Consider the following 24,843-nt stretch of genomic DNA (forward strand, 5'->3'; position numbering starts at 1 on the left):
CCGGTTGTTACGACCATTGCTACTCCGCGGCGCCCGAGGCCGGCAAGCGCCGCCCCTGCGTGCGGTTCCAGATCCAGACGCCGAGCGGCCAGAGCAGCGCGCCGAAGGTCAGCGCCGCCAGCACGCTGGAGACCGGGCGTTCGATGAAGGGCATCACGTCGCCGTCCGACTTGATCAGGCTGGTGATGAAATTCTGCTCCACCATGCTGCCCATGACGATGCCAAGGACCAGGGCCGCCACCGGGTAGCCGTTGCGCTCCATGACAAAGCCGAGGATGCCGAACAGCCCGACCAGCAGCACCGCGAACAGGTTGTTGCCGGTGGCGAAGCTGCCCACCGCGCAGAGCAGCAGGATCAGCGGCATGATCCCGGCCCGTGGCGCCCGCAGCACCAGCGAGGCCATGCGGATCATCATGATGCCGAGCGGGATCATGATGATGTTGGCCAGGATGAAGATGATGTAGAGCGCGTACATGCTGCGCGCATTCTCGGTGAACAGCGTCGGCCCGGGGTTCAGCCCCTTCATGTAAAGCACGCCGATGGCGATGGCCGTGATGGTGTCGCCCGGGATGCCGAACAGCAGCGACGGCACCCAGCCGGAGGCGAGGGAGGCGTTGTTGCTGGCGCTCGCCTCCACCAGCCCTTCGGGATGGCCGGTGCCGAATTTCTCCGGCTCCTTCGAGAATTTCTTGCTTGTGGCGTAGCTGACCCAGGCCGCCATGTCGGCGCCGGCGCCTGGCAGCACGCCGATGATGATGCCGATGACGTTCCCTCGCCACATCGGCCACTGGTACTTCTTCGTCAGCGTCCACTGGTTGGCGAGGATCGAGCCGAACTTCCGCCGCGGCAGCTTTGGTGGCTCCGCCGTCACCATCGCCCGCATCACCTCGCTGACCGCGAAGACGCCCACCAGCGCCGGGATCACCTCGATTCCGCCCAGCAGGTCAGGCACGCCGAAGGTGAAGCGCGGCGTTCCGGCCGGGTTCTCCATCCCGATGCAGGCGATCAGCAGCCCCAGCAGCATCGAGGCGATCGCCTTGATCGGCGAGGAGCGTGCCACCAGGGTGGCGCACATCAGCCCGAGGAAGGCTAGCCAGAAATACTCATAGGTGGAGAAGGACAGCGCCACCTCCGCCAGCAGCGGCGCCATCAGCACCAGCGAGAGCGTGCCGACGATGCCACCGATGGCGCTGAACCAGAGCCCGGCGCCGAGCGCCAACTCGGCCTGGCCCTTCCGGGTCAGCGCATAGGCCTCATTCGTATAGGCGGCGCTGGCCGGCGTGCCGGGAATGCGCAGCAGGCAGCCCGGGATGTCGCCGGAGAAGATCGCCATGGCCGAGGCGGTGATGATGGTGGCGATGGCGGCGATGGGCGACAGCCAGAAGGTGACCGGCACCAGCAGCGCCGTCGCCATTGTGGCCGACAGGCCGGGCAGCGAGCCGACCACCAGCCCATAAATCGCCGAGGCAAGGATGGCGATCAGCACATCCGGCGCGGCAACCAGCCGGGCGCCTTCAAGAAGCTCGGTCATGCTGCCGCCATCCTACCACGGTGCCGCCAGCAGCCCTTCGGGCAGCGGTACCCGCAACAGCTTGTAGAAGGCCAGATGCATCAGCGGCGGCGCAACCAGCGCCAGCGGCACCGCCAGCGACAGCCGGGCGCCCAGCGCCAGCGCCGCGGCGAAGACGATGACCGCCGCGGTCAGCAGGAAGCCCAGCGGCTCACTGGCCAGCATGTAGAAGAGCAGCAGCGCAAATGGCACCAGGGCGCGCAGCCCGTACCACCAGGGGTGCGGCGCCTTGGGCTCCTCCGGTGCCTCGAAGCTGCGGCCGATGCCAAGGGCGATCAGCACCCCGCAGCCGATGAGGCCGCTGCCGATGAGCATGGGGAAAGCGGCTGGCCCGACGTCCTGGCCCGGCACCGCGGGCAGGCGCGACCCGCCCCAGGCCGCGAGGCTGCCCAGAACCACCAGGACTCCACCACTGACCCGGTCGGATATTTGCACGCCGCCGCCTCCCGTTCTGCCGTTGTGACCAGCATAGAGACGGCGTGGTGGGTCATTCCAGCCGGATATTCGCTTCCGCAATCATCCGCTGCCAGAAGGCCATCTGCTGGCGGACGAAGCCGGCGAGATGTGTTGGCGAGGAGTCCGGCAGCACGATGCCGAGCTCGGCATAGCGCGCCCGCAGCGCCGGGTTGCGCGTCGCGGCGGCGATCAGCGCCGACCAGCGCGCCACCACCTCGGCCGGCAGCCCGGCCGGTCCGGCGATGCCGTTCCAGCTTTCCACCAGATAGCCCGGTAGCTTCTCCTGCACCGCCGGCACATTTGGCAGCAGTGTGCTCCGCTCGGTGCCGGTCACCGCCAGGATGCGCACCCGGCCGGCTTGGTGATGCGGCATCGCGGTCGGCAGGTTGTCCACGATCAATCCAGCCCGGCCGCCCAGCAGATCCGCCCAGGCCGGGCCGGTGCCGCGGTAGGGCACGTGCAGCAGCGGCAGGCGGCCCATCACCCGCAGCATCTCGACCCCCAGATGCCCGCTGGTGCCGTTGCCGGGGGAGGCGGCCGGCATCTCGGTCTTCAGCGCGAGCAAATCATCCAGGCTGCGCAGCGGCGAATCGGCCGCCACCGCCACCGCCGTCGGCTGGCGCGACACCAGTGCGATGAAGCTGAAATCGGTCAATGGATCAAAGCCCTGGCGGGCGAAGAGCCAAGGGTTGGTGCCATGTGTCCCGATGGTGATGAAGCCGAGCGTCTGCCCGTCCGGCGGCGATTTCGCCAGCACCTCCGTTCCGACATTGCCGCCGGCGCCTGGCCGGTTCTCGATGACCATGGTCGGCGCCCCGGGCAGCGCCGACATCGTCGGCAGCAGCAGGCGGGCGATGGTGTCGGTGCCGCCGCCCGGCGGGTAGGGCACGATGAAGCGGACCGGCTTGCTGTCCTGGGCCGATGCGGCGAAGGGCAGGGCCGCAAGCAGGCCAAGCGCCCGGCGCTGGATGGGCGGCATGACGTTTCTTCCCTTTGGTGGTCGCCCGGCCGATTTGGCGTGCCGGGCGTGCTGGTCCATCATGGCAGCAGATCCACCGGAGAAGTCCAGAATGGTGCAGACCATCGCATGACCCCCGCCTGGCATGACCGCCTCTGTTCCATCGAGGCGACCGAGGATGGCCTGCAATCCGCCGGCTATATCGCCAGCCGGCCGATCTCGACCGCCGTCTACCTGGCGCACCACCTGACCAAGCCGATCCTGGTCGAGGGCCCGGCCGGCGTCGGCAAGACCGAGCTCGCCAAGGCCGCGGCCTCCTGGCTCGGCCTCGGGCTGATCCGGATGCAGTGCTACGAGGGGCTGGATGAATCCAAGGCGCTGTACGAATGGAAATACGGCAAGCAGCTGCTCTACACCCAGATCCTGAAGGACCGGATGGGCGCGCTGCTGGGTGATGAGCCGGGGATGGACGCCGCCATGCGCAAGCTGCACGGCGTCAGCGACCTGTTCTTCTCCGAGGAGTTTCTCGAACCGCGCCCGTTGCTGAAGGCGCTGCGCGAGCCCCAGGGCGCGGTGCTGCTGATCGACGAGGTCGACAAGGCAGACCAGGAATTCGAGGCCTTCCTGCTCGAGCTCCTCTCCGACTACCAGGTCAGCATCCCGGAGATCGGCACGATCAAGGCCAAGGTGGCGCCGATCGTCATGCTGACCTCCAACTCCATGCGCGACCTCGGCGATGCGCTGAAGCGCCGCTGCCTGCATCTGCACATCGGCCTGCCGGATGCGCGGCTGGAAGCGCGGATCATCGCCAGCCGGGTGCCGGGGGTGGAGGAGGGGCTGCGCCGCCAGCTGGTCGCCTTCGTGCAGCAGCTGCGCACCCTGGATCTGAAGAAGCTGCCCTCTGTCAGCGAGACCATCGACTGGGCGCGGGTGCTGGTGCTGCTGCACAGCCGGCAGTTGGAGCCGGAACTGGTGCGTTCCACTCTCAATGTGCTGCTGAAATTCGAGAGCGACATCGAGACGGTGGAACCGCAGCTCGGTGAGCTGCTGCAGAAGTCGAGGCGCGAGGCGGTGCCGGTGCGCTGAGATGTCCGAGAGCACGATGGATCTTCCGCTGCTCGACTTCTTCCGCGCCGCCCGCAGCGCCGGGCTGCGTATCTCGCCGGCGGAGAGCATCGACGCCTCGCGCGCCGTGCAGGTGGTGGGCTTTGCCGACCGCACGCGGCTGCGCGACACGCTGGCGCTGGTGCTGGCCAAGACAGTGGAGGAGAAGCAGGCCTTCGCCGAATGCTTCGAGCGCTTCTTCCGCCGCGGCAGCTTCGCCAATGATGCGGCCGAGGCGGCGAGCCCCGCCGCCGATGGCGGCCCCGCGGCTGGCGGGGAGGGCGAGGGCGGCGGCGGTGGCCTCGCCCAGATGCTGCTGAACAACGACCAGGCTGCGCTGGCGGCCGAGACCGAGGCCGCCGCCGCCGCCGCTGGCCTCGTCAATATCACCATCTTCACCCAGGTGAACCTCTACACGCGGCGCATCCTCGACCGCATGGGCCTCGCCGCGCTGGAGCGCGAGATCGCCGAAACCCGCGACGCCGATCGCGCCGCCCGGCTGCGGGGTGCGCGCGACCGGCTGCGCGAGCAGGTGCGCGACTTCGTTCAACAGAACCTGCTGCTGTTCGCGGAAGGCCAGAACCAGGCTTTCCGCGAACGCATGCTGCAGCAGACCCGGCTAACCGCCATCGACCGCCGCGACCATGACCGGATGCGGGTGCTGGTGCGCGCCATGGCCCGGCGCCTGGCGACGCAATACGGCCGCAACCGCAAGCGGGACCGCCGCGGCGTGCTCGACGTGCGCCGCACCCTCCGGCGCAACATGGGCTGGGAGGCGGTGCCCTTCCTCACCGTCTGGAAGCAGGAGCGCATCGAGAAGCCGAAGCTGGTCGTGCTCTGCGACGTCAGCGGCTCGGTCGCGGCGCTGGCGCAATTCCTGCTGCTGTTCCTCTACTCGCTGAACGAGGCGCTGGCCGGGCTGCGCGCCTTCGCCTTCAGCGGATCGCTGATCGAGGTGTCGGAGATCCTGGAACAGCACCCGATCGAGCGCGCCATCCCGGAGATCATGGAGCGCATCGGCTTCGGCTCTTCCAACTACGGCAATGCGCTGGTGGATTTCGAGCATGGCTGGCTCCGGATCCTCGACAGCCAGACCACCGTCATCATCCTGGGCGACGGCCGCGGGAACCGCACCGATCCGCGCACCGAGATTCTTCGCCAAATGGCCGACCGCGCCAAGCAGATCGTCTGGCTGAACCCGGAGCCGCGCACCATCTGGGGCACCGGCGACAGCGACATGCCGCGCTACGCGCCGTTTTGCCGTGTCACCGCGGTGTGCAACACGTTGAAGCACCTGGAACGGGTGATCAGCGACCTGCTGCGGGACGGCGCCTGAGCGCTGGCCGCGGGGGGCGGCGGTCGGCCGACCCTGGAACGCGCGGCAGGCGGCGTCTGGCCGGATGGGTATTGCACAGCATGACGGGCCAGAAATTCAACCATTCAAGAATGTGTAATGGGATGGCCTGGCCGCAGGGCGCCGTGGATGACGCGCTCAGGTCCTTTGGGAAAGCTCCGCCCTGAGATCCAGTTCAATCCTCGCTTCACGCGCGGAATCGGGTCTGCCTGGCATGATCGAACCGTCTTCGGAAGGGTGCCTTAATCACGCCTAAGCCGCGCGCATATCAGGTTCCACAGATTTTCATGCATTAATCATTGACAGAATACGATCAATGATCGCTATATAGGGCCGTCGTCATCGCATACTGCGATGGCCCCGCGGATTTTGAATGATGCAGCTTGCACCGCGTTACCAAGCGCTAAAGCGCCGCCCCTTCGGCCACACCTCCCGTGTGGCCGTCCGGACCGCTCCCTGCCCAGGGATGCGCTGTCGGCGCTGAGCGCCCCGGGCGCACCGCGCCCGCCAACCCTCCCCAAACCGCCACAGCCATCCCTTTGGCGCGCCGCTGCGCGCGCCAGGAGCCAGAGTCATGCACACATCCCGCCCCATCGAGGTGAGGGGCCGCTTCCTCGGCGTCGCCGTCGCCCACGCCAGTAGCTGGCGCTTCATCGCCACCGATCCGGTGGTGGAGGATATCGACGGCGTCTCCTTCCCGAGCCCGGCGGAAGCCCAGCGCGTCGCCGGCCTGGTCTTCGGCCGCCACAACCGGCCGCGCATGGAGCGCCCGGAACCACTGCGCCTTGCCCCGCTCCGGCTGGTCCCGAACGGGCCGGCCCGATGAACGCGCTTGCCTCACCCCTGGCGGCGCTGCCCGATGTGCTGCCCGGCATCGCCGCGGCGGCCGTGCGCCACGACCGTGACGCCAGCTTCCCGCATGACAGCTTCGCCGCACTGCACCAGGCCGGGCTGCTGGCGCTGACCGTGCCTGCCGCCCTTGGTGGGGGCGGTGGCGGGCTGCGGCTCACGGCGCAGGTGGTGGAGTGGGTCGGCGCAGCCTGCCCGGCGACCGCCCTGGTGCTGGCGATGCAGTACCTGAAGCATGCCACCCTGGCGCGCAGCCCGGCCTGGCCGGCCGCCCTGCGCGAGCAGGTGCAGCATGACGCGGTGGCCAAAAGGGGCGCTGATCAACGCGTTGCGGGTGGAGCCTGAGCTCGGTTCCCCCACCCGCGGCGGCCTGCCCGCCACGGTGGCGCGGCGTACCCCGGATGGCTGGCTGCTCTCCGGCCGCAAGCGCTACTGCACCGGCGCGCCCGGCCTGCGGTGGCTGGAGGTCTGGGGCCGCACCGAGGATGCGGAGCCGCTGGTCGGCGGCTTCCTGGTGCCGGCCGATGCGCCGGGCATCGGGATCGTCGAGAGCTGGAACCATCTCGGCCTGCGCGCTTCCGGCAGCCATGACGTGGTGTTCCACGACGTGCCAATCCCGGCTCACCATGCCATCGGCCTCGCGCCACCTGGTGCCGCCGCGCCGGACGCGGCGCAGCTCGCCTGGAATGCCGTGCTGGTGCCGGCGGTCTACAGCGGCGTCGCCCGCGCCGCCCGAGACTGGATCATCGGCTTCGTCCAGGACCGGGTGCCGGGCAGCCTCGGTACCCCGCTGGCCAGCCTGCCGCGGGTGCAGGAGGCCGTCGGCCGCATCGAGGGGCTGCTGGCGGCCAATGCCCGCATCACCGAGGCATTGGCGCTGGCGACCGATGCCGGCCAGCCGCCCGGCGCGGCAGAGGCCGGCGTGCTGAAGGTGGTGCTGGCGGAGAACGCGGTGCGGGCGGTGGAGGAGGCGACGCTGCTCGCCGGCAACCACGCGCATGACCGTGCCAACCCGCTGGAGCGCCACTGGCGCGACGTGCAATGCGCCCGGATGCATGCGCCGGCGAGTGATGCCGCGCATCTCGCCGCCGGCCGCGCTGCCCTGTCCGCCCCGCTGGCGGAGCCGCGCGCGTGATCCGCCTCGCCCTTCGGACCCTGCTCATCTTCACCCTCATGCTGGGCGTGCTGGCGCTGACCGACCTCGCCCAGCCGCCTCGCCTGTCGGCCGTTTCTCAGGATATTGCCCGATGATCTCTCGTCGCCTGCTGCTTGGCGCCGGCCTCGCCGCGCCCTTCATCGCCCGCGCCGAAACCGCGGCCTTCCCCAACCGGGCCATTCGCTACATCTGCCCTTACCCGCCGGGGGCCACCAACGACAATGTCGCCCGCGTCATGGCGCGGGCGCTGGGTCAGCGGCTCGGCGTGACTGTGGTGGTGGAGAATCGCGCCGGCGCCGGTGGCGCGGTCGGTGCCCGGCTGGTCGCTGAGGCGAAGCCGGATGGCTACACCGTGCTCAACGCCTCGGCCGGCAACCTGACCACCACGCCGCATCTCACCGCGGTGGGCTACGACCCGCTGCGCGACCTGGCACCGGTCGCCTATGCGGGCGAGGCCTATAGCGTCTTCGCGGTGAACCCCGCGCTGCCGGTGCGCACCCTGGCGGAACTGGTCGAATTCGCCCGGGCGCGGCCTGCCTTCCTCAACTACGCCTCGGCCGGCATCGGCTCCAGCGGCCATCTGCGCGGCGCGCTGCTGGCCGCCGAGGGTGATTTCGAGGCAGTGCATGTACCGTTCCCCGGCAGCGCCCCGGCCGCCAGCAGCGTCGTCGCCGGCGATTGCCATCTGATGATCGACCCGATCACCGCGCCGCATGTCCAGGGCGGCAGGCTGCGGGCCTTGGCGACGCTGGGGCCGGACCGCTGGGATGCATTACCAGATGTCCCGACCGCGGCCGAGCAGGGAATCGGGCGCGCATGGCCGGGTCGTGGATGGTTCGGCCTGTTCGCCCCGGGTGCGACGCCGGCGCCTATCGTCACCCGGCTGAACCAGGCCTTCAACGACAGCCTGGCCGACCCGGCGGTCTCCGGCGCGCTGCGCCGCTTCGGGCTGAAGCCGGAGCAGATCAGTCCGGAGGAACTCGGCCGCCGCGTGGCCGAGGATTACGCCGCCATCGGCCCCGCCCTGCGCCGACTCAACATCGCCTGATCATCCGGAGTTCGTCAGATGACTTATCCTCTCGAATTCATCGGCATGATTTCGCATCGTGCGCAGTCGGAGATCCATCCGCCGCAGGGTTCGGTGGTCGATCCCTCCTACATCCAGCGCTTCGCCCAGGCGCATGAGGAGGGCGGCTTCGACCGCATCCTGGTCGCCTGGGGCAGCACCTCTCCGGATGCGCTGCTGGTGGCGAGCCATGCTGCGGCGGCGACCTCGCGCATCGGCTTCATGGTGGCGCATCGGCCGGGCTTCATCGCGCCCACGCTGGCGGCCAGGCAATTCGCCACCTTTGACCAGCTCTCGGGCGGCCGCGCGGCGATCCATGTCATCAGCGGCGGCAGCCCGGCGGAGCAGAAGAAGGACGGCGACTATCTCTCCCACGCCGAGCGCTATGCGCGGTCGGAGGAATATGTCGCCCTGCTGAAGCGGCTTTGGACCAGCGCCACGCCTTTCGACCACCAGGGCACCTACTACCGCTTCGAGGGCGGCTTCGCCGAGGTGAAGCCGCGGCAGCAACCACATATCCCGGTGTTCTTCGGCGGTTCCTCCGATGTCGCCATCGACATCGCCGGGCGCATCGCCGATGTCTATGCCTTCTGGGGCGAGACGCTGGACCAGGCGCGGGAGACCATCAGCAAGGTCCGCGCCAGCGTCGCCAGGGCCGGGCGCGATCCGGCCTCCATCCGCTTCAGCCTCTCGGTCCGCCCGGTGCTGGCCGGGACGGAGGCCGCGGCCTGGGCCCGCGCCGACCGCATCATCGCCCGCATCCGCGAACTGCGCGCCGGGGCGGTCGGCTCTGGCGGGCCGAAGCCCGAGAGCATCGGCTCGAAGCGCCTGCTGGAGGCGGCGGCCGGCGGAAGGGTGCGCGACACGCGGCTGTGGACGGAAGTCGCCGCCGCGGTCGGTGCCGGCGCCAACACCACCGCCCTGGTCGGCACGCCGGAGCAGGTGGCGGAGGCGCTGGCCGAGTACCAGGCGCTTGGCGTGACAACCTTCCTGATCCGCGGCTTCGATCCGCTCGAGGATGCCATTGCCTTCGGCCGCGACCTGCTGCCGGCCACCCGCGCCGCCGTCGCCGCCCGCGCTGCCTTTCCGGTGGCCGCGGAATGACCGCGCTCAGCCTTTCGCCCGGTAGGACCGGGCCGGGTTGGCCGCGCGTGGCACGCGCCGCCATCGCCGCGCCGCGGCAGGCGGAGCCGCCGGTCGAGGCGCCGGAATTCGGCTTGGCGCTCTGCGTCGCCGGGCCGGCGTCACCGGCCGAACTCGCCGCGCTGGCGGCGCTGGGCCGTGGCCTGCTGCGCCGCCTCGGCGCGCTGGCGGCTGGCGTGATCTGGCCGTGGCCGCCAGCGGGCAAGCCGTAGCCGCGGCATCAAGCCGCAAACATCCGCACCGCCAGCGGCCGCATCCGGCAGGGCTCGCCCTGCACCGGACCACGAATAGCAGGCAGACGAAGGTCAGCGCCACGCCGGCCCCGAGCGGGGTGAAGGCGGCCTTCGCTGCCAAGGCTTCCAGCGGCGCCCCCGGCAACCATTCGGCGGGTGGAGCGCGGTCAGCGCCAGCCCGGCGGATGCGGTCGGCAGGCGAAGGGCAAATCCACCGCCGCATCCAGCAATTGGCGGCCGGGGACGCGGTAGCGGATGACCTTCCAGGCGACCAGCAGCTCAACCGGCAGATTGGCCAGCGGCGCCAGCAGCGCACCGCCCGGGGCGGCACACGAAGCTGGAGGCCGAGCCTCGGGCGCCGGTGTCCAGCACCGGCACGTAGCGCAGCAGCTTGCCGAAGAACGCAGCAGCGGTGGCAACCGATCCACCCGGCTGGTGCTGGGCCCAGGCTGCCAGGTCGTTCCAGCGGGCGCCGCTGGAGGTCTTCAAGTTGGGGGTGATGACGCCAGTGTCGATCCGGAGCGTCCTTGCGGTGGTCAGGTTTGTCGTAGGCCGAGGGAGAGGCGGTTCAGGGCAGGGGGCGGCGACATCGCAGTCCGCGATGTGGCGGGGCGCCGGGCTGCGGCGGAACTAGCATCGATCAGGGGGGCCGCGCAGCCGGGGCATCCAGGACTACCGGGATGGCCCGCTCACCCCAAGAAAAATCACTTCATATAATAGTGTAATTTCATGCGATAATTTTTTGATTTTCCGAGAAAAATTGGAAGTAACGCGGTTTTCTTGGGGCAGAAGTGGTTAATCTACGCTTGAATTTTGATGAATCTGGATCATGATCATCATTGATTGATCGTGAAATTCCCCTGACCGCAAGCGGCCAGTGCGGGAAATTTGGAATGGAACAGCGAAATGCAGGGATCTGCGCGGAGGAGGGGGCTTCTGGGCGTTCGGAACCGCTGTCGTGCGGACCATGCCGCCGACCATCCGACCATTCCCTGCCCGGAGATCGTGTGATGGACATCCGGCCACTGCACTCGCTGTTCGCCGTGGAGGTCACCGGTCTTGACCTGGGCGGTCCGGTCGATGCCGCGACCCTCGAAGTACTGTATGACCTGTTCCTGGAGCATGCGGTCCTGCTGTTCCGGGGCCAAAGCCTGACCGTATCCGCCCAGGCGGATTTCGGCCGGCGACTGGCGGCGCTGGAAGCGCCGCTGCTCGCCCGCGGCAGCCAGTTGCCGCCGGCGCTGCGGGTCATGTCGGAGCCGCGTCCCGGCGCAGCGCCATCCAGCGCTGCCTGGCATGCCGACAAGACCCATGATGCCGAGCCTGCCCTGGCCTGCATCGTCCATAGCCTTGCCGCGGCACCGGTAGCCAGTTCGATCGGCTTTGCCGATCAGCGTGCCGCACTGGCCCTGCTGCCGCCCGGCCTACGCCGGCGTGCGGAGGAGTTGCGGGCAGAGCATCGGCATTCCAGCCGGATGGCCGAACACCCCGTGGTGCGCAGCCATCCCGTCACCGGGGAGGCGGCGTTGTTCGTCAACCCGGCCTTCACCAGCCGCATCCTGAATCTGCCGGAGGCAGAGAGTGACCGGCTGCTGGTAATCATGTTCGCCGCCGCGACGGCAGCGTCGGTGAGCTGGCAGCATGACTGGCAGCCGGGCGACCTGCTGCTGTGGGATAATCGCGCCGTGCTGCACACCGGTGCCTCGAGCGCGGTGCTGCAGCGGATCCGCATCGAAGGCGACCGTCCGACCGGCACGCACGCGCTGGACATGCCCTGGGTGATGGCCGGGTAGGGCTTCCTGCCCTGAAGCCGTCGGAGCGAGGTGCCCGAGCGGCATGCCACCAGTGACCTGCATCACTGACCGTGCGGCTGGACCTGGTGCTCCGGTGGTTTCCCGCGCGCTCCTGGGCCGTTCCGGTGTAGCTTCGGTCGTTGCCGGGTGGAGAGGCTTCGATGCGGCTCGCCAGCTTCAATGTGGAGAACCTGTTCGAGCGCGCCCGCGCTCTGAACCAGACCGACCGGGAGGCCACGAGGCGCCTGCTCGACGCCCAGGCCAGCCTTAACGCCACCTTCCGCAAGCCGAAATACACCGCCGCCGACCGGCGGAAGATGGTCGGATGGCTGGCCGACCTCGGCCTGGCCAGGGCGGATGAGTCGAAGGACGCCCTGTTGCGGCAAAACCGCGGCAAGCTGCGCCGGCGTCAGGTCGGCAGATTGGAGATCACCGCCGCCGGCGGCGAGGACTGGATCGGCTGGGTGGAACTGAAGACCGAGCCGGTGAACGCCCGTGCCCTCGACAACACCGCCCGGATCATCGCCCTGCTGCGGGCCGATGTGCTGGCAGTGATCGAGGCGGAAAGCCGCCCGGCGCTGCGCCGCTTCGCCACGTTGATGCTGCCCGGCGTCGGTTTCGACCCGGCCGATGCGCCGGAGGAGCCGCCGCCGGCCTATCCGCGGGTGATGCTGGTCGATGGCAATGACGACCGCGGCATCGATGTCGGCCTGCTGGCCGGCGAGGGATTCGCCATCCACTGCGTCACCAGCCATGTCGACGACCGCGACGCAAAGGGCAGGCTGATTTTCAGCCGCGATTGTCCGGAGTACGAGGTGGCGCTGCCTGGCGGCGGCACGCTGCATCTGTTGGTCAATCATTTCAAGAGCCAGGGCTTCGGCGGCAAGGCCGCGAGCGATGCGAAGCGGCTGGCCCAGGCCGAGCGGGTCCGGGCACTCTATGAAGCCCGACTCCAGGCCAACACCGAGTTCGTCGCGGTGCTCGGCGACCTGAATGACCGGCCGGAAAGCGCTCCGCTGGCGCCGCTGCTCGGCAACGGTGGTCCGCGCGACGTCAGCACCCACCCCGGCTATCAGGACGACGGCCGCCCCGGCACCTGGCGCAACGGCACCGCGGCGAACAAGCTGGACTACATCCTGCTCTCGCCGGCGCTGTGGGACCGGGTGGAGGCGGCGGGTGTCGAGCGGCGCGGCGTCTGGGGCGGCACCAGGGGCACGCTCTTCCCGCATCTGGCGACCATCACGCGGGAGGAGGAGGCGGCCTCCGACCATGCAGCGATCTGGGTGGATCTGCGTCTCTGAAGCCTTGGCCGGACCCGCGGCCGGGGCCACTGCCGCGGGCGTTTCCTCCGGCCAATGGCATGCGATCGGCCGGTGGCACTGGACACATTGCCGCTTCCGGCACCCGCATTCGCCGACGCCAATCCGTCGTGGGCCGTGCAAAAGCCGAAGGATTGGCTGAAAATTGATGCTTTCTGCCATAAAATCGGTTCGGTAGCGTGCGTTGTGCCCTGGCCTGTACCCGGCGGCCAGCGCCTTGCCGGGGGGCGGGCCGCGTGGCACTTGTGCCGCGCGATCGCTGCCCAACCTGGTCGCGAGCCCTTCCAGGCGGCGCCGCCAACGCGAGGAGGTTCTGCTTGCCCGTCACCAAGCCGTTGAAGAAGGCCGTCCTCCCCGTTGCCGGGCTCGGCACCCGCTTCCTGCCGGCAACCAAGGCGCTGGCGAAGGAAATGCTGCCGGTGGTCGACCGGCCGCTGATCCAATACGCCATCGATGAGGCGCGCGCCGCCGGCATCGAGCAATTCTGCCTCATCACCGGCCGCGGCAAGACCGCCATCGTCGAGCATTTCGACGTGGCCTACGAACTGGAGAAGACGCTGGAGGAACGCGGCAAGAACGACATACTGGCCGAGCTGCGTGATCTGGCGATTGAGCCCGGAGCGATGATGACGGTGCGCCAGCAGGTGCCGATGGGCCTCGGCCACGCCATCTGGTGCGCCCGTGCCTTCGTTGGCGACGATCCCTTCGCCATCCTGCTGCCCGACGATCTGATGCAATGTGACCCACCCTGCATGACCCAGCTCGCCGAGGCCTACCGCGAGACCGGCGGCAATGTCGTCGCCATCGAGGAAGTGCCGATGGAGCGGGTGAACCGCTACGGCGTGCTCGACGTGGCCGAGGACAAGGGCCGCTTGGTCTCGGTCAAGGGGCTGGTCGAGAAGCCGCCGGCCGACAAGGCACCCTCCAACCTCACCATCATCGGCCGCTACGTGCTGATGCCGGAAGTGATCGGGCATCTCGCCAGGATGGAGCGTGGCGCCGGAGGCGAGGTCCAGCTGACTGACGGCATGGCCAAGCTGATCGGCAACCAACCCTTCCACGGGCTGCGCTACACTGGCCGCCGTTTCGACTGCGGCGACAAGATCGGCTTCCTGGAGGCGCAGATCGCCTTTGCGTTGAGCCGCCCGGATATGGCACCAGCCGTGCGCGAGTTTCTCAAACGCTACAGCTGATCCGGGGGCATAGGATATGCGTATCGCCATGGTGGGGGCAGGCTATGTCGGCCTCGTCTCCGGCGCCTGCTTTGCCGAATTCGGCACCGACGTCTGCATCGTCGACACCGACGCCAGCAAGATCGAGGCGCTGCGGGGCGGCCGTATTCCGATCTACGAGCCAGGCCTCGACAAGCTGGTCGAGGAGAATGCCCGGGACGGTCGGCTGACCTTCACCACCGACCTTGAGGAAGCGGTGCGTGGGGCCGATGCGGTGTTCCTGGCCGTTGGTACCCCGACCCGGCGCGGCGACGGTCACGCCGACCTTACCTATGTCTATGCCGCGGCCGAGCAGGTGGCGAAGGCCGCCTCCAACCCGCTGGTGCTGGTGACCAAATCCACCGTCCCGGTCGGCACCGGCCAGCAAGTGCTGGAGATCGTCCGCAAGGCCCGGCCGGGCCTCGCCATCACTGTCGCCTCCAACCCGGAATTCCTGCGCGAGGGCAGCGCCATCGGCGATTTCATGCGGCCCGACCGCGTGGTCATCGGGGTTGAGGAGGGCGAGGCGGGGGAGCGATCGCTCGCCGTGCTGAAGCGGCTGTACCGGCCGCTGAACCTGATCGAGGTGCCGATCCTCGCCACCCGGATCGAGACGGCGGAGCTGATCAAATACGCCGCCAATGCCTTCCTTGCGGTCAAGATCACCTTCATCAACGAGATTGCCGACCTCTGCGAGAAGGTCGGCGCCGATGTGCATGACGTGGCCCGCGGCATGGGGCTGGATGGCCGGATAGGCCGCAAATTCCTTCACGCCGGGCCGGGCTATGGCGGATCCTGCTTCCCCAAGGATACCCTGGCGCTGGCACGCACGGCGCAGGACCAGGGCGCCCCGGTGAAGCTGGTGGAAACCACCATTGCGGTGAATGATGCGCGCAAGGCCCAGATGGCTGAGCGGGTGATCGCCGCCTGCGGCGGCAGCGTCGCCGGCAAGACCATTGCGGTGTTCGGCCTGACCTTCAAGCCGGAGACCGACGACATGCGCGACGCACCCTCGCTTGTGGTGGTGCCGCGGCTGGTCGAGGCTGGCGCCACGGTGCGGGCCTTCGACCCGCAGGGCACGGCGATGGCCCGGCCGATGCTGCCGGGCGCGGTGCATTACGCCAGGAGCGCGCTCGATGCCGCAGAGGGGGCCGATGCGCTGGTGCTGCTGACCGAATGGAACGAGTTCCGCGCCCTGGCGCCGAAGCGGCTGCGCGCCGCCATGCGCGGGGATGTGCTGCTTGACTTGCGCAACGTTTACGACCCGGAGGCTATGCGCGCCGCCGGGTTCCGCTATCAATCCATTGGCCGCCCATGACGGCGTGCGGTCGGGAGAGCCTTGCATGACGGTCTTCAGCCACCGGTTCGACCCGACGGTGCTGCGGGAATACGACATCCGCGGCATCATCAGCGAGACCTTGCGTCCCGAGGATGCCTTCGCCATCGGCCGCTGCTTTGGCAGCCTGGTGGTGCGAGCCGGCGGAAGCAAGGTGGCGGTTGGCTACGACGGCAGGCTGTCCTCCCCGGATCTGGAGCCGCAGCTTGTCGCGGGCCTGCGCGCCTGCGGGCTGGAGGTGCTGCGGGTCGGGCTGGTGGCGACGCCGATGCTGTATTTCGCCGCCTACCAGCTCGGCACCGATGGCGCGGTCATGGTCACCGGCAGCCACAACCCGCCGAACTACAACGGCTTCAAGATGATGCTGGGCAGGAAGCCGTTCTACGGCGCGCAGATCCAGGAGATCGGCCGGATGGCGGCCGAAGGCGACGTGGTGCCGGTCTCGACCGCCGGCAGCGATGCCCAGGTGGATGTCGCCGCGGCCTATGCCGACCGGGTGATGCAGGATTATGACGGCGGCGAGCGCAAGCTGAAGGTGGTGTGGGATCCGGGCAATGGCTCCGGCTGCGCCATCACCAAGGTGCTGGCCGAACGGCTGCCGGGCGAGCATTTCGTCATCAACGGCGATGTCGACGGCACTTTCCCAAATCACCACCCCGACCCGACCGTCGCCAAGAACCTTGAACAGCTCATTGCCGCGGTGGCGAACGAGGGGGCCGACCTCGGCATCGCCTTCGACGGTGACGCCGATCGCATCGGTGTGGTGGACAATGAGGGCCAGATCCTGTTCGGCGATCAGCTGCTGGTGGTGCTGGCGCGGGACGTGCTGAAGGCGATGCCCGGCGCCACCGTCATCGCCGACGTCAAGGCGAGCCAGGTGCTGTTCGACGAGATCGCCAAGGCCGGCGGCAATCCATTGATGTGGAAGACCGGCCATTCGCTCATCAAGGCCAAGATGGCGGAGACCGGCAGCCCGCTGGCCGGCGAGATGTCCGGTCACATCTTCTTCGCGGACAAATGGTACGGCTTCGATGACGCGCCCTATTCCGCGGTGCGGCTGCTCGGCATCATCGCCCGGGCGCGCGAGACGCTGGCGGCGATGCGCGCGGCGTTGCCGCAGGTGATCAACACGCCGGAGTTGCGCTTCGATTGCGCCGAGGACCGCAAATTCGCGGTGGTGCAGGAGGTGAAGGACCGCCTCGCCGCTGCCGGCGCCAAGGTCCAGGCGGTTGATGGCGTGCGTGTGCTGACCGGCGATGGCTGGTGGCTGCTGCGCGCCTCCAACACCCAGGCGGTGCTGGTGGCGCGCTGCGAGGCAAGCTCCGAGGCCGGGCTGGAGCGGCTGAAGGCGCAGCTTGCCGAACAGCTTCGGGCCTCCGGCCTGGCGGCGCCGGACTTCTCGGGTGCCAACGCCGGGCACTGACGCCGATCCGCTTCAACCCTCTGCGCCAGGTGGCGCAGAGGTCATCGGGCCGGTCACTGAAGCCGAGCCGATTCAGCCTTCGCATCGTGCGGCACTGCGGCCATCGGAGCGGTTGTGCAAGCCGGTCCGATTCAGCCCTTCGCGCCATGCGGCGCCGCGGCCATCGGATTGGTCAGGGCGCCAGCTTGACCATCGACAGATGCGGTCGGAATACGCGGCCTTCCTTGTCCTTCACCTCGACACGGATGCCGCGGCCACTGTCTACGGTCTTGACGACAACGCCGCGCCGGTTCGAGGTGACGCCGGCGCCGACAGTCTTGAACTTCACGCTGTCGCCACGCTTGAACTGATTGGCCATGTCGTCCCTCCCATGCTTTGGGACTGACGACATAGGGGTTTCAGTTGCGTAAGGCAAAAGCGTGACCCGCACCTCATCTCCGTCGCAAGACTGTCAGTCTTCGGTCAGGCCATGCCGCCACGCGCAGCAATTGGCCAGAGACACTCCACCCGGCCGCCACGCACCCCGACATACCAGTCGTAGCGATCCACCGTCGGGTCGCAATGCCCCGGCACCAGCCTGAGCCTTTCGCCAAGTGCCGGTGCATTGCCATCCTCGACCAGCAGCTTGCCATGTTCATCGGAAGCACCGACGTAGCGCAGCCCGGGCCTGTCGTGCACCAGCGGCAAGCCGCTGTCGATCGCCACCGCCTTGTGCCCGGCATCGACCACGGCAACGCCAGGGATCGCCCGACTCATCACTGTCGCCAGCACGAAGAGGCTGTGGCGGAACGGCGGCGGTGCCTGGTTGCGGGCGTAGTCGCCATCCATGAAAGCGTAGGAGCCGGCCTGGATCTCGGTATAGACGCCGCTTGCCGCCTCAAGCCCGAAGGTGCCGGTGCCACCGCCGCCAACGATCGGGCAATCAAGCCCACGCTGCCGGAGTTGTTCGACAGTGCGCCGCGTCACCTCGGCGGCATGGCCGATGGCGGCAGCGCGTTCCTCCGGCGTGCGCTTGTGCTGGGCGCTGCCGTGGTAGCTTTGCAAGCCGCCGAAGCGCAGATGCGGACTCGCGGCAATGGTCTCGGCCAGTGCCACCGCGGCGGGGCCGGGTGCCACGCCGCAGCGGGCGGCGCCGCAGTCAATCTCGACCAGCATCGGGATGCGCACGCCGCCCGCCTCGGCGGCCGCGGCGATGGTGGCGACCTGCTCGGCGTCATCGGCACAGACCGCGACGCTGCTGATCTTCGCCAGCGCGGCCAGCCGCGCCAGCTTGCGGCCGCCGACCACCTGGTTGCTGACCAGAATGTCGGGGATGCCGCCCCACGCCAGCGCCTCGGCCTCGGCCACCTTCTGCACGCATTGCCCGACCGCGCCGCGGGCCATCTGCAGCCGCGCGATCACCGCCGACTTGTGGGTCTTGGCATGCGCCCGCAGCTTCGCTCCGGTTGGCGCCAGCAGTGCCGCCATGGCGTCGAGATTGGCTTCGAAGGCATCAAGGTCGAGCAGCAGCGCGGGGGTGTCCACCTCCTCCTCGCGCATTCCTGGTTCGGCGGGGGGCGGCTGAAGCATGGCGATTTCTCCGTGACCCGCCGCAGGTTAAGCCCCGTATCCGTGGCCGGCCAGCCAGCCGTAACGGACGGTGGTTGGCTTCAGCGCGATGGGCGGTGACGTCGCTGCGTCCGGACTGGCCGCGGCACCAGGGCAAGCCGCGGCTTCGGCCCGTGGGCAAGCCAGCCTGCCGCAGCCGGGCGTGGCCGGAAGGCGGCGATGCGCCGGGCACTGGCCGGCCGCAGCACCGGCCCAGCCGATCGGCCACGCCATGCGGCGCCGCCACCTCCACCCGGCGGCCCCATCCATGCGCGCATACGCCAGGCCGACACGCTACTCCGGCAGGACCGGCGGGCCGGCCTGCTTCTCGATGCAAGCGGCGGGCGGCACGCCCTCCACCTCGGCATTCTTTTGGATCGGCCTGATGACGCTGTCGTAGCGGAGCGCAGGCGTCTCAATCGCCGCCTGCGGCAGCACGCAACCGCCGGTGAGCGGCGCATGACCCGGCAGCCCGGCGAGCAGTATCCAGGGGGCCGGAAGCGGCGAAAGCGGGGATACAGGCGTGATGACCTCGATCCCAACTAGGTTGACGGGCCTCGGCCGGTTCGCGGAGGCTCGCAGCCGGCCAAGGCCGCCGCAGGGACCGACGTCACCCCACCCAGGACGCCGTCGAGGCCCGCCACCGCGCCGCGACCCAGGCCTGCGCCCAGACCGGCCCGCGTGCCGTGGTGACCCGCACTGGTCGCAACCGGTAGGACGGCCCCTCGTAGCACGCCAGATGCGCCCGCGCCGCCGCCGGGGCGCGGAGCAGCGCCCCCTCCGTCACCGCGCCCGGCCGGGCGATGAGGGTAGGGTAGGGCGTGCCGCGCAGCCCCACCCGGGCAAAGCCGGCCAGCCGGGCCGGCCGCAGCCGCCGCGCCAGTCCCGGCTCGCCGGACCGGCGTGCCAGCACGCGCGCATCGAGCAGTGTGCCGTAGAGGAAGAGGATCACGCGGTGCGCAAGGCTCTGGCCGCGAGCGGCGCGCATCAGCCAGCGGCGCCGGCCGGCTGGATGGTGCCCACGGTGCTGGTGGGGAGAGGGGTGTAGCCGGGCAGGGCGCGGCTCGCCGGCAGGGTGACCAGCAGCCGCTGTCGGTGGCCCGGCAAGGCCTCCGCCTCGACCCCGCCGCCGTGTGCCTCCACCAGGGCCCGGGCCAGCGGCAGGCCAAGGCCCGCTGGCCGGGTGAGCATCTCGGGTCCGGCGAAGGGTTCGAAGGCGCGCGGCGCATCCTCCGCTCCGGCGTGCTCGATCCAGATGCGGAACCCCGCATCTGCGCTGTAATCCGCGCCAAGCCTGATCCGCCCATCCGGCGGCGAGGCCCGCAGCGCATGCGACAGCAGCCGGTCGAGCGATTGGCGCAGCCGGGCAGGGTCGCCACGCAGCGCCGGCATCTCGGTCAGCGCCAGGCCGATAACGATGCCGCGCGCCGCGGCCTCGGGCGCCGCCGCCAGTGCCGCCTCGTCCAGCAGCCGCGGCACCGGCACGCGGTCTTCGGCGAGGCGGAGCTGCCCGGCCTCCAGCTGCGCCTGCTCCAGCACATCGTTGAAGACGTCGAGCAGCTGGCGGCCGCCGGCGACGATATGGCCGGCGAATTCCTGCCGGCGTGCCGTCGGGACCTCGGCGCCCTGCAGCAGCTCGGCGAAGCCGATGATGGCATTGAGCGGGGTGCGCAATTCGTGGCTCATGGCGCCGAGGAAGCGGCTCTTGGTCCGGCTCGCCGCCTCGGCGCGCACCACCGCCTCGGCCAGCCGGCCCATGGCGTCCGCCCGCCGCGCCGCTTCCAGCGCCAGGGCGGCAAGGTCGGCCAGGGAGGCGAGGAAGCCCTGCTCCTCGGTCGTCCAGACCCGCGCCTCGCCACCCGAGCAGGCGGAGACCAGGCCGAGCAGTTCGGCGCCGACCCGCACCGGCGCCGACAGCAGGGCGCCGATCCCGAAGGGCTGCACATAGGGCTGCAGCAATTCGGCGACGCGCGGGTCGGTCCGGGCGTTGCCGGCGGCGATCTGCCGCCCGGCCTGCAACGCGGTGGCAAGCACCGGGCCGCAGGGCAGCACCTGCAGCGCGGCATGCTTCGGGGTGGTGGGCGGGATCGGCCTGCCATCCATGCTGACCAGGGCCTGCAGCCGGAAGCTCGTGCCTGCGGCGTCCAGCCGCCATACCCCGGCTTCGACCCCATCGATCCCCTGCACCGCCGCCTCGCTGATCAGCCGCAGCATGCCCGGTAGATCGGCGGCAGCCTGCGGCATGGCATTGGCGATGCCGGTCAGCAGCCGGGCCTGGGTCTCGAGCCGGGTGGTGCGTACCGCGGCGTCCAGCGCGGCGCGGCGCCGGGCGCTGATGTCCTCAATCACCACTACCGCCCCGTCCGGACGGCCCTCGGCATCATATAGCGGCGCGGTCGAGATCGAGACCGGCAGCCGGGCTCCGTCCTTGCGCATCCGCACCGTCTCATAGGCCACCACCCGCTCGCCCCGCCGGGTCGGAGCCTGGACGGCACGGGCGGCTGCCTCCTGGTCGGGCGGAACATGCAGGCCAAAGCGGCCGATGGCCTCCGCCGCAGACCAGCCGAACACCCGCTCGGCGGCGGGGTTCCAGTCGGTGACGTTGCCCTCTCGGTCGATGGTGAGCAGCGGCAACGGAATCGCTTCGACCACCGCGCGGTGGTGCCCCTCCAGCAGGGCGTGGCGCTGACTGAGGCGTTCCGCCTCGGCCTCATGCTCCTCATGCCGTAGCAATTCGCCAGCCAGCGCGGCGATGTCGGCGAGCAGGTCGAGGTCGCCCGGTGCGACCCCGTCGGGATGCGGTATCATATCCAGGCCGCAGACGGTGCCGACGCAGTGTCCATCCGCGCCGCGGATCGGCATGCTGACGAAGAAGCGGATGCCAGGAAGGTTGGCGGGCAGGCTGCCGGGGTTGAAGCGCGGGTCGCCGGCTGCGTCGCAGATCACCAGCGGGGTATTGCTGTCGGCCGCGAGGCCGCAGAGGAGATCCGCTCGCGGTACCGGCTCGCGCGGCAGGCCGACGGTGGAGATGAGGCGGATCTCGTCGCTTCCGACCAGGGCGATGGTGGCCATCGGCACACCGAGTTGCCGGGCGGCCAAGCGGCAGAGCCGGTTGAAGCGTTCTTCCAGGAGGCTGGTCTGGCCGGTCGCCCTGTTGCAAATTATGGATGGCGGCTTCGGCATGCCATCGGCGCCCATGTGCGACCTTTCCTGTCGCGGCTCCTGCCGTGTCGCGCGCCGCCCGTACCATGCGCCGGCATTGCGCGCCCCGCTTGGCGCCAGGATTCCGTAGGCGGATAGTTCACGATTGCGCGGGAGTGGCGCAAGTCCACAGTGCAGGACCTCGCGCAATTTCGCTGAATTGCGACAGGGCGCCGCCCTGCCAACCGAGATGAGGCGCTCAGGCGAAGCGGCTTCGCCCGGTGTCTTGCGTGCGGCACATCCGGGTCCGGGATCACCCGACCGGGCATGGTGCTTGCTTCGGTGCGGCCTGCGCTGTTCCCGTGACTATCGGGACGTGCGGGCACGCCGCGCCGGGGTGCCGCGGGTCGGCGCGGCCCGCACCGGTCCGGACCGGCTGGTGTCGCCCTGTTCGATGCGCGTCCTCCCGGCCGACCGGGTCGTGGTCATCCGCAAGAGGCTGTTGCGGGTCTGGACCGGTGGCCGTGATGTGGTCCGTGTCGCGGTGGTTCGCACTGTACTGGCCGCCGGCCTGGTTCGGGCCGCGCTGGCCTTGGCCCGGCGGGCCGGCGATGTTGCGGCGCTGGCGCGGGACACCAGGGTAGAGCCGTTGCGCCGGGGCGGCGTCGCGGCCCGGGCGGCCATCACGCCATTGTGCCTGGCCGACGGGGTGGCGCGCGCCAGCGCTGACCCGCCCCGCGCCACCGGAGCGACCCCCACCTGGGCAAAGCCCTGGTCGAGCAGCGCCATCATGTGGCGGTCCCGCTCACGCCCGCTGCGGCCGCCGAACACCGTCCCGATCAGCCGCACGCCATCGCGCTGGGTACTGGCGACGAGGTTGAAGCCGCTATCGTTGACGTAGCCGGTCTTGATGCCGTCGGTGCCCTCGTACTCCGAGAGCAGCCGATTGTGGTTCCAGTAGGTGCGGCCGCGGAAGACGAAATGGGGCGTCGAAAAATAGGAATAGCGGTCGGGGAAATCCTGCAGCAGCCGTCGTCCCAGCAGCGCCATGTCGCGCGCCGTCGAGACCTGGTCGAGGTCCGGCAGGCCGGAGGCGTTGCGGAAGGTGGTACGGCTCATGCCCAGCGCCCTGGCCTTCAGCGTCATCATCTGGGCAAAGCGCATCTCGCTGCCGCCGCCGAGGTGCTCGCCGAGCGCGGCAGCGGCGTCATTGGCGGATTTGGTGACCAGGGCGAGGATCGCCTCCTCCGCCGTCAAGGTCATACCGGCGACCAAGCCGAGACGGGAGGGCGGCTTCGACGCTGCTTCATAGGAGACGCGGACCGGCGTGCCGAGCGAGAGCCGGCCGTCGCGCATCGCCTCGAAGGCCATGTAGACGGTCATCATCTTGGTCAGCGAGGCCGGGTAGCGCGGCTCATCCGGGCTGGCGGCGATGAGGGTGTTGCCCGACCGGGCGTCCACCACGATGGCGGCATATCGCTCGCTGCCGATTTGGGCGGTGGCGGGTTTTGCGGCGCCGAGGCCGCAAGCGATGGCGAGGGCCAACGCGACCCCCATGCGCAGTGTGGCGCGGTCCCAGAGCATGATGTCCCCCGACGCGCGGCTTGCCCCCCGGCTCGCCAGCGAATCGAGAACAGGCTAACGAGAGAACCCCTTGGTTGTCTACCGGAATGGAAGGTGAACCTTGCTGCGGCAACGGTTTACATGGCGGAGATGCAACGGCGCCTGATCTCGCGGCAGGCCAAGCTGGACGGTTGCCGCGACCGTTTGGCGAGAATGGTTCCGCAGTTTTCTGGAAGCCTCACGTGCTTGTTTTGCTGCATTGCAAAAAAAACTTGCTTTGGTGGACTAGGCCGACCTAAAAGGCCCATGTTGCAGTGCAGCAAAATGCGTCTCCCCACTCGGGGTGGCGCCCCGCGGCCGCGGACCGGCAGCTCCGCAGCCGCTGGATCCATGAACCCCGGGACGGAGGACCAGCCAATGTCTACGACGACCGATACCAAGATCTCGGATGTGAAGAAGCTGGTGAACGAGGCGGCCGCGACCGGTGCCGCCCGCACCCGCAAGCTGGTGGACAACAGCGCGCAGACGGCGCGCCTGACGATGGAGAAGAGCGTGACCGATGTGACCAAGGCGACCGAGGGCCTGTTCAAGGCGGCGGAAGAGGCAGCCGAGTTCGGCCGCGGCAATGCCGAGGCGGTGGCCAAGGCGACCCAGCTCTACGTCGCTGGCGTGCAGGATCTCGGCAAGCAGACCTTCGCCATGCTGCAGGGCCTGTCCGATCATGCGATCGAGAGCGCCAAGGCGCTGTCCGGCGTGAAGTCGCTGAAGGAAGCGGCCGATCTGCAGGCGAGCTTCGCCCGCGCCACGCTGGAGAAGACCTTCAGCGAATCCGCCAAGCTGCAGGAAGCCGCGCTGAAGCTCGCCGAGACCTCCTTCGCCCCGCTCTCCGCCCGGATGACGCTGGCGGTCGAGAAGATGTCGAAGCCGCTTGCGGCCTGAGACGCGGCATTTTCCGGGGCCCGCGGCCCCGGATCCTGCCTGGGGCCCGGATGGGCCGTCTGGTCGCCCCCATTGGGCGGCCGGGCGGCTCTCCGGGCCCTTTCGGTTTCTAAACCCTCTGACCATATCTTGCCGCACAACCGCGCGTGGCCCTTCACCTTAGGCCATGCACGGCGATATCCTCTCACCCGGGGCGGCGGTGGCCGGTCCTGGAATGCCCGCAGGCGGGGGCGTTGGCCCGCCGACCAGGAATCCGATGAGCGATCAAGACAAGCGGCCGAACGGGGGGAACATGCCGGGGGACACCACCCCGAACACCGGCGTGGTGGTCAAGACCCGTCCGCGCACGAAAAAGCCGGCGATGTACAAGGTGCTGATGCTGAACGACGACTACACGCCGATGGAGTTCGTCGTTCATGTGCTGGAACGCTTCTTCCAGAAGAACCGGGAAGAGGCGACGCGCATCATGCTGCATGTGCATCGGCGGGGCGTGGGGGTCTGCGGGGTCTTCACCTATGAGGTCGCCGAGACCAAGGTCACCCAGGTCATGGACCTTGCCCGGCAGAACCAGCACCCGCTTCAGTGCACGATAGAAAAGGAGTGAGGTCCGCGGATCGCCTGGACCGGCGGCTTGTGGCCGCC

At 69.3% G+C, this 24,843-nt stretch carries 24 protein-coding genes; 15 read left to right on the forward strand and 9 right to left on the reverse strand.

Features of this window, described 5'->3' with window-relative positions:
* Positions 1-19: 19 nt before the first annotated feature.
* Genes H7965_RS11995 through H7965_RS12005 form a run of 3 tightly spaced genes read right to left on the reverse strand, consistent with a single transcriptional unit; the run spans position 20 to position 3,005 of the window.
* On the reverse strand, positions 20-1,531 hold the full coding sequence (locus H7965_RS11995) for a tripartite tricarboxylate transporter permease (protein WP_186770820.1): 1,512 nt from the start codon (positions 1,529-1,531) through the stop codon (positions 20-22).
* A gap of 12 nt (positions 1,532-1,543) precedes the next feature.
* Positions 1,544-2,005 (reverse strand): tripartite tricarboxylate transporter TctB family protein, encoded by a 462-nt coding sequence (locus H7965_RS12000; RefSeq protein ID WP_186770821.1) that lies wholly within the window; start codon positions 2,003-2,005, stop codon positions 1,544-1,546.
* 52 nt (positions 2,006-2,057) lie between these two features.
* Complete coding sequence (locus H7965_RS12005) at positions 2,058-3,005, reverse strand: Bug family tripartite tricarboxylate transporter substrate binding protein (protein ID WP_186770822.1); 948 nt, start codon at positions 3,003-3,005, stop codon at positions 2,058-2,060.
* A gap of 108 nt (positions 3,006-3,113) precedes the next feature.
* Here H7965_RS12005 and H7965_RS12010 point away from each other — a divergent pair, with 108 nt between their 5' ends.
* From H7965_RS12010 to pgmG, 13 genes are all read left to right on the forward strand, one after another.
* Complete coding sequence (locus tag H7965_RS12010; protein WP_186770823.1) at positions 3,114-4,070, forward strand: AAA family ATPase; 957 nt, start codon at positions 3,114-3,116, stop codon at positions 4,068-4,070.
* 1 nt (position 4,071) lies between these two features.
* Positions 4,072-5,424, forward strand: a complete 1,353-nt coding sequence (locus H7965_RS12015; protein ID WP_222440579.1) for a VWA domain-containing protein — start codon at positions 4,072-4,074, stop codon at positions 5,422-5,424.
* Positions 5,425-6,016: 592 nt separating this feature from the next.
* Positions 6,017-6,268, forward strand: coding sequence for a hypothetical protein (locus tag H7965_RS12020; RefSeq protein ID WP_186770824.1), 252 nt, complete (start codon positions 6,017-6,019; stop codon positions 6,266-6,268).
* Entirely contained in the window at positions 6,265-6,636 is a 372-nt protein-coding gene (locus H7965_RS30850; RefSeq protein ID WP_229682590.1) for an acyl-CoA dehydrogenase family protein, read from the forward strand. Before H7965_RS12020 ends, H7965_RS30850 begins: the two co-directional genes overlap by 4 nt.
* Complete coding sequence (locus tag H7965_RS12025) at positions 6,584-7,426, forward strand: acyl-CoA dehydrogenase family protein (protein ID WP_229682589.1); 843 nt, start codon at positions 6,584-6,586, stop codon at positions 7,424-7,426. The genes H7965_RS30850 and H7965_RS12025 overlap by 53 nt, the downstream gene beginning before the upstream one ends.
* Positions 7,427-7,538: 112 nt before the next feature.
* Positions 7,539-8,495: a Bug family tripartite tricarboxylate transporter substrate binding protein gene (locus tag H7965_RS12030; protein WP_186770825.1), complete on the forward strand. Its 957-nt coding sequence runs from the start codon at positions 7,539-7,541 to the stop codon at positions 8,493-8,495.
* Positions 8,496-8,513: 18 nt separating this feature from the next.
* On the forward strand, positions 8,514-9,617 hold the full coding sequence (locus H7965_RS12035) for an LLM class flavin-dependent oxidoreductase (RefSeq protein ID WP_186770826.1): 1,104 nt from the start codon (positions 8,514-8,516) through the stop codon (positions 9,615-9,617).
* 47 nt (positions 9,618-9,664) lie between these two features.
* Positions 9,665-9,868 carry a hypothetical protein gene (locus tag H7965_RS12040; RefSeq protein ID WP_186770827.1) on the forward strand — a complete coding sequence of 68 codons (204 nt, stop codon included), beginning with the start codon at positions 9,665-9,667 and terminating at the stop codon, positions 9,866-9,868.
* Between the two features lie 860 nt (positions 9,869-10,728).
* Positions 10,729-11,682 (forward strand): TauD/TfdA dioxygenase family protein, encoded by a 954-nt coding sequence (locus tag H7965_RS12045; RefSeq protein ID WP_186770828.1) that lies wholly within the window; start codon positions 10,729-10,731, stop codon positions 11,680-11,682.
* A 161-nt stretch (positions 11,683-11,843) separates the two neighbouring features.
* A complete protein-coding gene (locus H7965_RS12050; protein WP_186770829.1) occupies positions 11,844-12,983 on the forward strand; it encodes an endonuclease/exonuclease/phosphatase family protein in 1,140 nt (379 codons plus the stop codon).
* 335 nt (positions 12,984-13,318) lie between these two features.
* On the forward strand, positions 13,319-14,194 hold the full coding sequence (gene galU / locus H7965_RS12055; protein ID WP_186770830.1) for a UTP--glucose-1-phosphate uridylyltransferase GalU: 876 nt from the start codon (positions 13,319-13,321) through the stop codon (positions 14,192-14,194).
* Between the two features lie 16 nt (positions 14,195-14,210).
* Positions 14,211-15,530 (forward strand): UDP-glucose dehydrogenase family protein, encoded by a 1,320-nt coding sequence (locus H7965_RS12060; protein WP_186770831.1) that lies wholly within the window; start codon positions 14,211-14,213, stop codon positions 15,528-15,530.
* Positions 15,531-15,555: 25 nt separating this feature from the next.
* Entirely contained in the window at positions 15,556-16,971 is a 1,416-nt protein-coding gene (gene pgmG / locus H7965_RS12065) for a phosphoglucomutase/phosphomannomutase PgmG (protein ID WP_186770832.1), read from the forward strand.
* A 172-nt stretch (positions 16,972-17,143) separates the two neighbouring features.
* Here the strand turns inward: pgmG and H7965_RS12070 are convergent, their stop codons facing one another.
* From H7965_RS12070 to H7965_RS12095, 6 genes are all read right to left on the reverse strand, one after another.
* Positions 17,144-17,329 (reverse strand): hypothetical protein, encoded by a 186-nt coding sequence (locus H7965_RS12070; protein WP_186770833.1) that lies wholly within the window; start codon positions 17,327-17,329, stop codon positions 17,144-17,146.
* A gap of 104 nt (positions 17,330-17,433) precedes the next feature.
* Complete coding sequence (locus H7965_RS12075) at positions 17,434-18,540, reverse strand: DSD1 family PLP-dependent enzyme (protein ID WP_186770834.1); 1,107 nt, start codon at positions 18,538-18,540, stop codon at positions 17,434-17,436.
* A gap of 312 nt (positions 18,541-18,852) precedes the next feature.
* Positions 18,853-18,996 (reverse strand): hypothetical protein, encoded by a 144-nt coding sequence (locus H7965_RS12080; RefSeq protein WP_186770835.1) that lies wholly within the window; start codon positions 18,994-18,996, stop codon positions 18,853-18,855.
* Between the two features lie 172 nt (positions 18,997-19,168).
* Positions 19,169-19,546 (reverse strand): gamma-glutamylcyclotransferase family protein, encoded by a 378-nt coding sequence (locus H7965_RS12085; RefSeq protein WP_186770836.1) that lies wholly within the window; start codon positions 19,544-19,546, stop codon positions 19,169-19,171.
* Positions 19,546-21,756 (reverse strand): GAF domain-containing protein, encoded by a 2,211-nt coding sequence (locus H7965_RS12090; RefSeq protein ID WP_186770837.1) that lies wholly within the window; start codon positions 21,754-21,756, stop codon positions 19,546-19,548. The genes H7965_RS12085 and H7965_RS12090 overlap by 1 nt, the downstream gene beginning before the upstream one ends.
* A 309-nt stretch (positions 21,757-22,065) precedes the next feature.
* Positions 22,066-23,283 carry a D-alanyl-D-alanine carboxypeptidase family protein gene (locus H7965_RS12095; RefSeq protein ID WP_186770838.1) on the reverse strand — a complete coding sequence of 406 codons (1,218 nt, stop codon included), beginning with the start codon at positions 23,281-23,283 and terminating at the stop codon, positions 22,066-22,068.
* 396 nt (positions 23,284-23,679) lie between these two features.
* Between H7965_RS12095 and H7965_RS12100 the strand changes: the two genes are divergently transcribed.
* Together H7965_RS12100 and clpS are read left to right on the forward strand one after the other, a co-directional pair.
* Positions 23,680-24,201, forward strand: a complete 522-nt coding sequence (locus tag H7965_RS12100) for a phasin family protein (RefSeq protein WP_186770839.1) — start codon at positions 23,680-23,682, stop codon at positions 24,199-24,201.
* Between the two features lie 256 nt (positions 24,202-24,457).
* Positions 24,458-24,805, forward strand: a complete 348-nt coding sequence (clpS, locus tag H7965_RS12105) for an ATP-dependent Clp protease adapter ClpS (protein WP_186770840.1) — start codon at positions 24,458-24,460, stop codon at positions 24,803-24,805.
* Positions 24,806-24,843 lie beyond the last annotated feature (38 nt).

It is taken from the genome of Siccirubricoccus deserti (assembly GCF_014283215.1).
Taxonomy (GTDB): domain Bacteria; phylum Pseudomonadota; class Alphaproteobacteria; order Acetobacterales; family Acetobacteraceae; genus Siccirubricoccus; species Siccirubricoccus deserti.

Bases quoted from the DNA above. Each gene is read 5' to 3' on its own strand.
- H7965_RS11995 (WP_186770820.1), bottom strand. From the start codon at position 1,531: ATGACCGAGCTTCTTGAAGGCGCCCGGCTGGTTGCCGCGCCGGATGTG.
- H7965_RS12005 (WP_186770822.1), bottom strand. From the start codon at position 3,005: ATGCCGCCCATCCAGCGCCGGGCGCTTGGCCTGCTTGCGGCCCTGCCC.
- H7965_RS12010 (WP_186770823.1), top strand. From the start codon at position 3,114: ATGACCCCCGCCTGGCATGACCGCCTCTGTTCCATCGAGGCGACCGAG.
- H7965_RS12015 (WP_222440579.1), top strand. From the start codon at position 4,072: ATGTCCGAGAGCACGATGGATCTTCCGCTGCTCGACTTCTTCCGCGCC.
- H7965_RS12020 (WP_186770824.1), top strand. From the start codon at position 6,017: ATGCACACATCCCGCCCCATCGAGGTGAGGGGCCGCTTCCTCGGCGTC.
- H7965_RS30850 (WP_229682590.1), top strand. From the start codon at position 6,265: ATGAACGCGCTTGCCTCACCCCTGGCGGCGCTGCCCGATGTGCTGCCC.
- H7965_RS12025 (WP_229682589.1), top strand. From the start codon at position 6,584: ATGACGCGGTGGCCAAAAGGGGCGCTGATCAACGCGTTGCGGGTGGAG.
- H7965_RS12030 (WP_186770825.1), top strand. From the start codon at position 7,539: ATGATCTCTCGTCGCCTGCTGCTTGGCGCCGGCCTCGCCGCGCCCTTC.
- H7965_RS12035 (WP_186770826.1), top strand. From the start codon at position 8,514: ATGACTTATCCTCTCGAATTCATCGGCATGATTTCGCATCGTGCGCAG.
- H7965_RS12050 (WP_186770829.1), top strand. From the start codon at position 11,844: ATGCGGCTCGCCAGCTTCAATGTGGAGAACCTGTTCGAGCGCGCCCGC.
- H7965_RS12060 (WP_186770831.1), top strand. From the start codon at position 14,211: ATGCGTATCGCCATGGTGGGGGCAGGCTATGTCGGCCTCGTCTCCGGC.
- pgmG (WP_186770832.1), top strand. From the start codon at position 15,556: ATGACGGTCTTCAGCCACCGGTTCGACCCGACGGTGCTGCGGGAATAC.
- H7965_RS12070 (WP_186770833.1), bottom strand. From the start codon at position 17,329: ATGGCCAATCAGTTCAAGCGTGGCGACAGCGTGAAGTTCAAGACTGTC.
- H7965_RS12075 (WP_186770834.1), bottom strand. From the start codon at position 18,540: ATGCTTCAGCCGCCCCCCGCCGAACCAGGAATGCGCGAGGAGGAGGTG.
- H7965_RS12085 (WP_186770836.1), bottom strand. From the start codon at position 19,546: ATGCGCGCCGCTCGCGGCCAGAGCCTTGCGCACCGCGTGATCCTCTTC.
- H7965_RS12090 (WP_186770837.1), bottom strand. From the start codon at position 21,756: ATGGGCGCCGATGGCATGCCGAAGCCGCCATCCATAATTTGCAACAGG.
- H7965_RS12095 (WP_186770838.1), bottom strand. From the start codon at position 23,283: ATGCTCTGGGACCGCGCCACACTGCGCATGGGGGTCGCGTTGGCCCTC.
- H7965_RS12100 (WP_186770839.1), top strand. From the start codon at position 23,680: ATGTCTACGACGACCGATACCAAGATCTCGGATGTGAAGAAGCTGGTG.
- clpS (WP_186770840.1), top strand. From the start codon at position 24,458: ATGAGCGATCAAGACAAGCGGCCGAACGGGGGGAACATGCCGGGGGAC.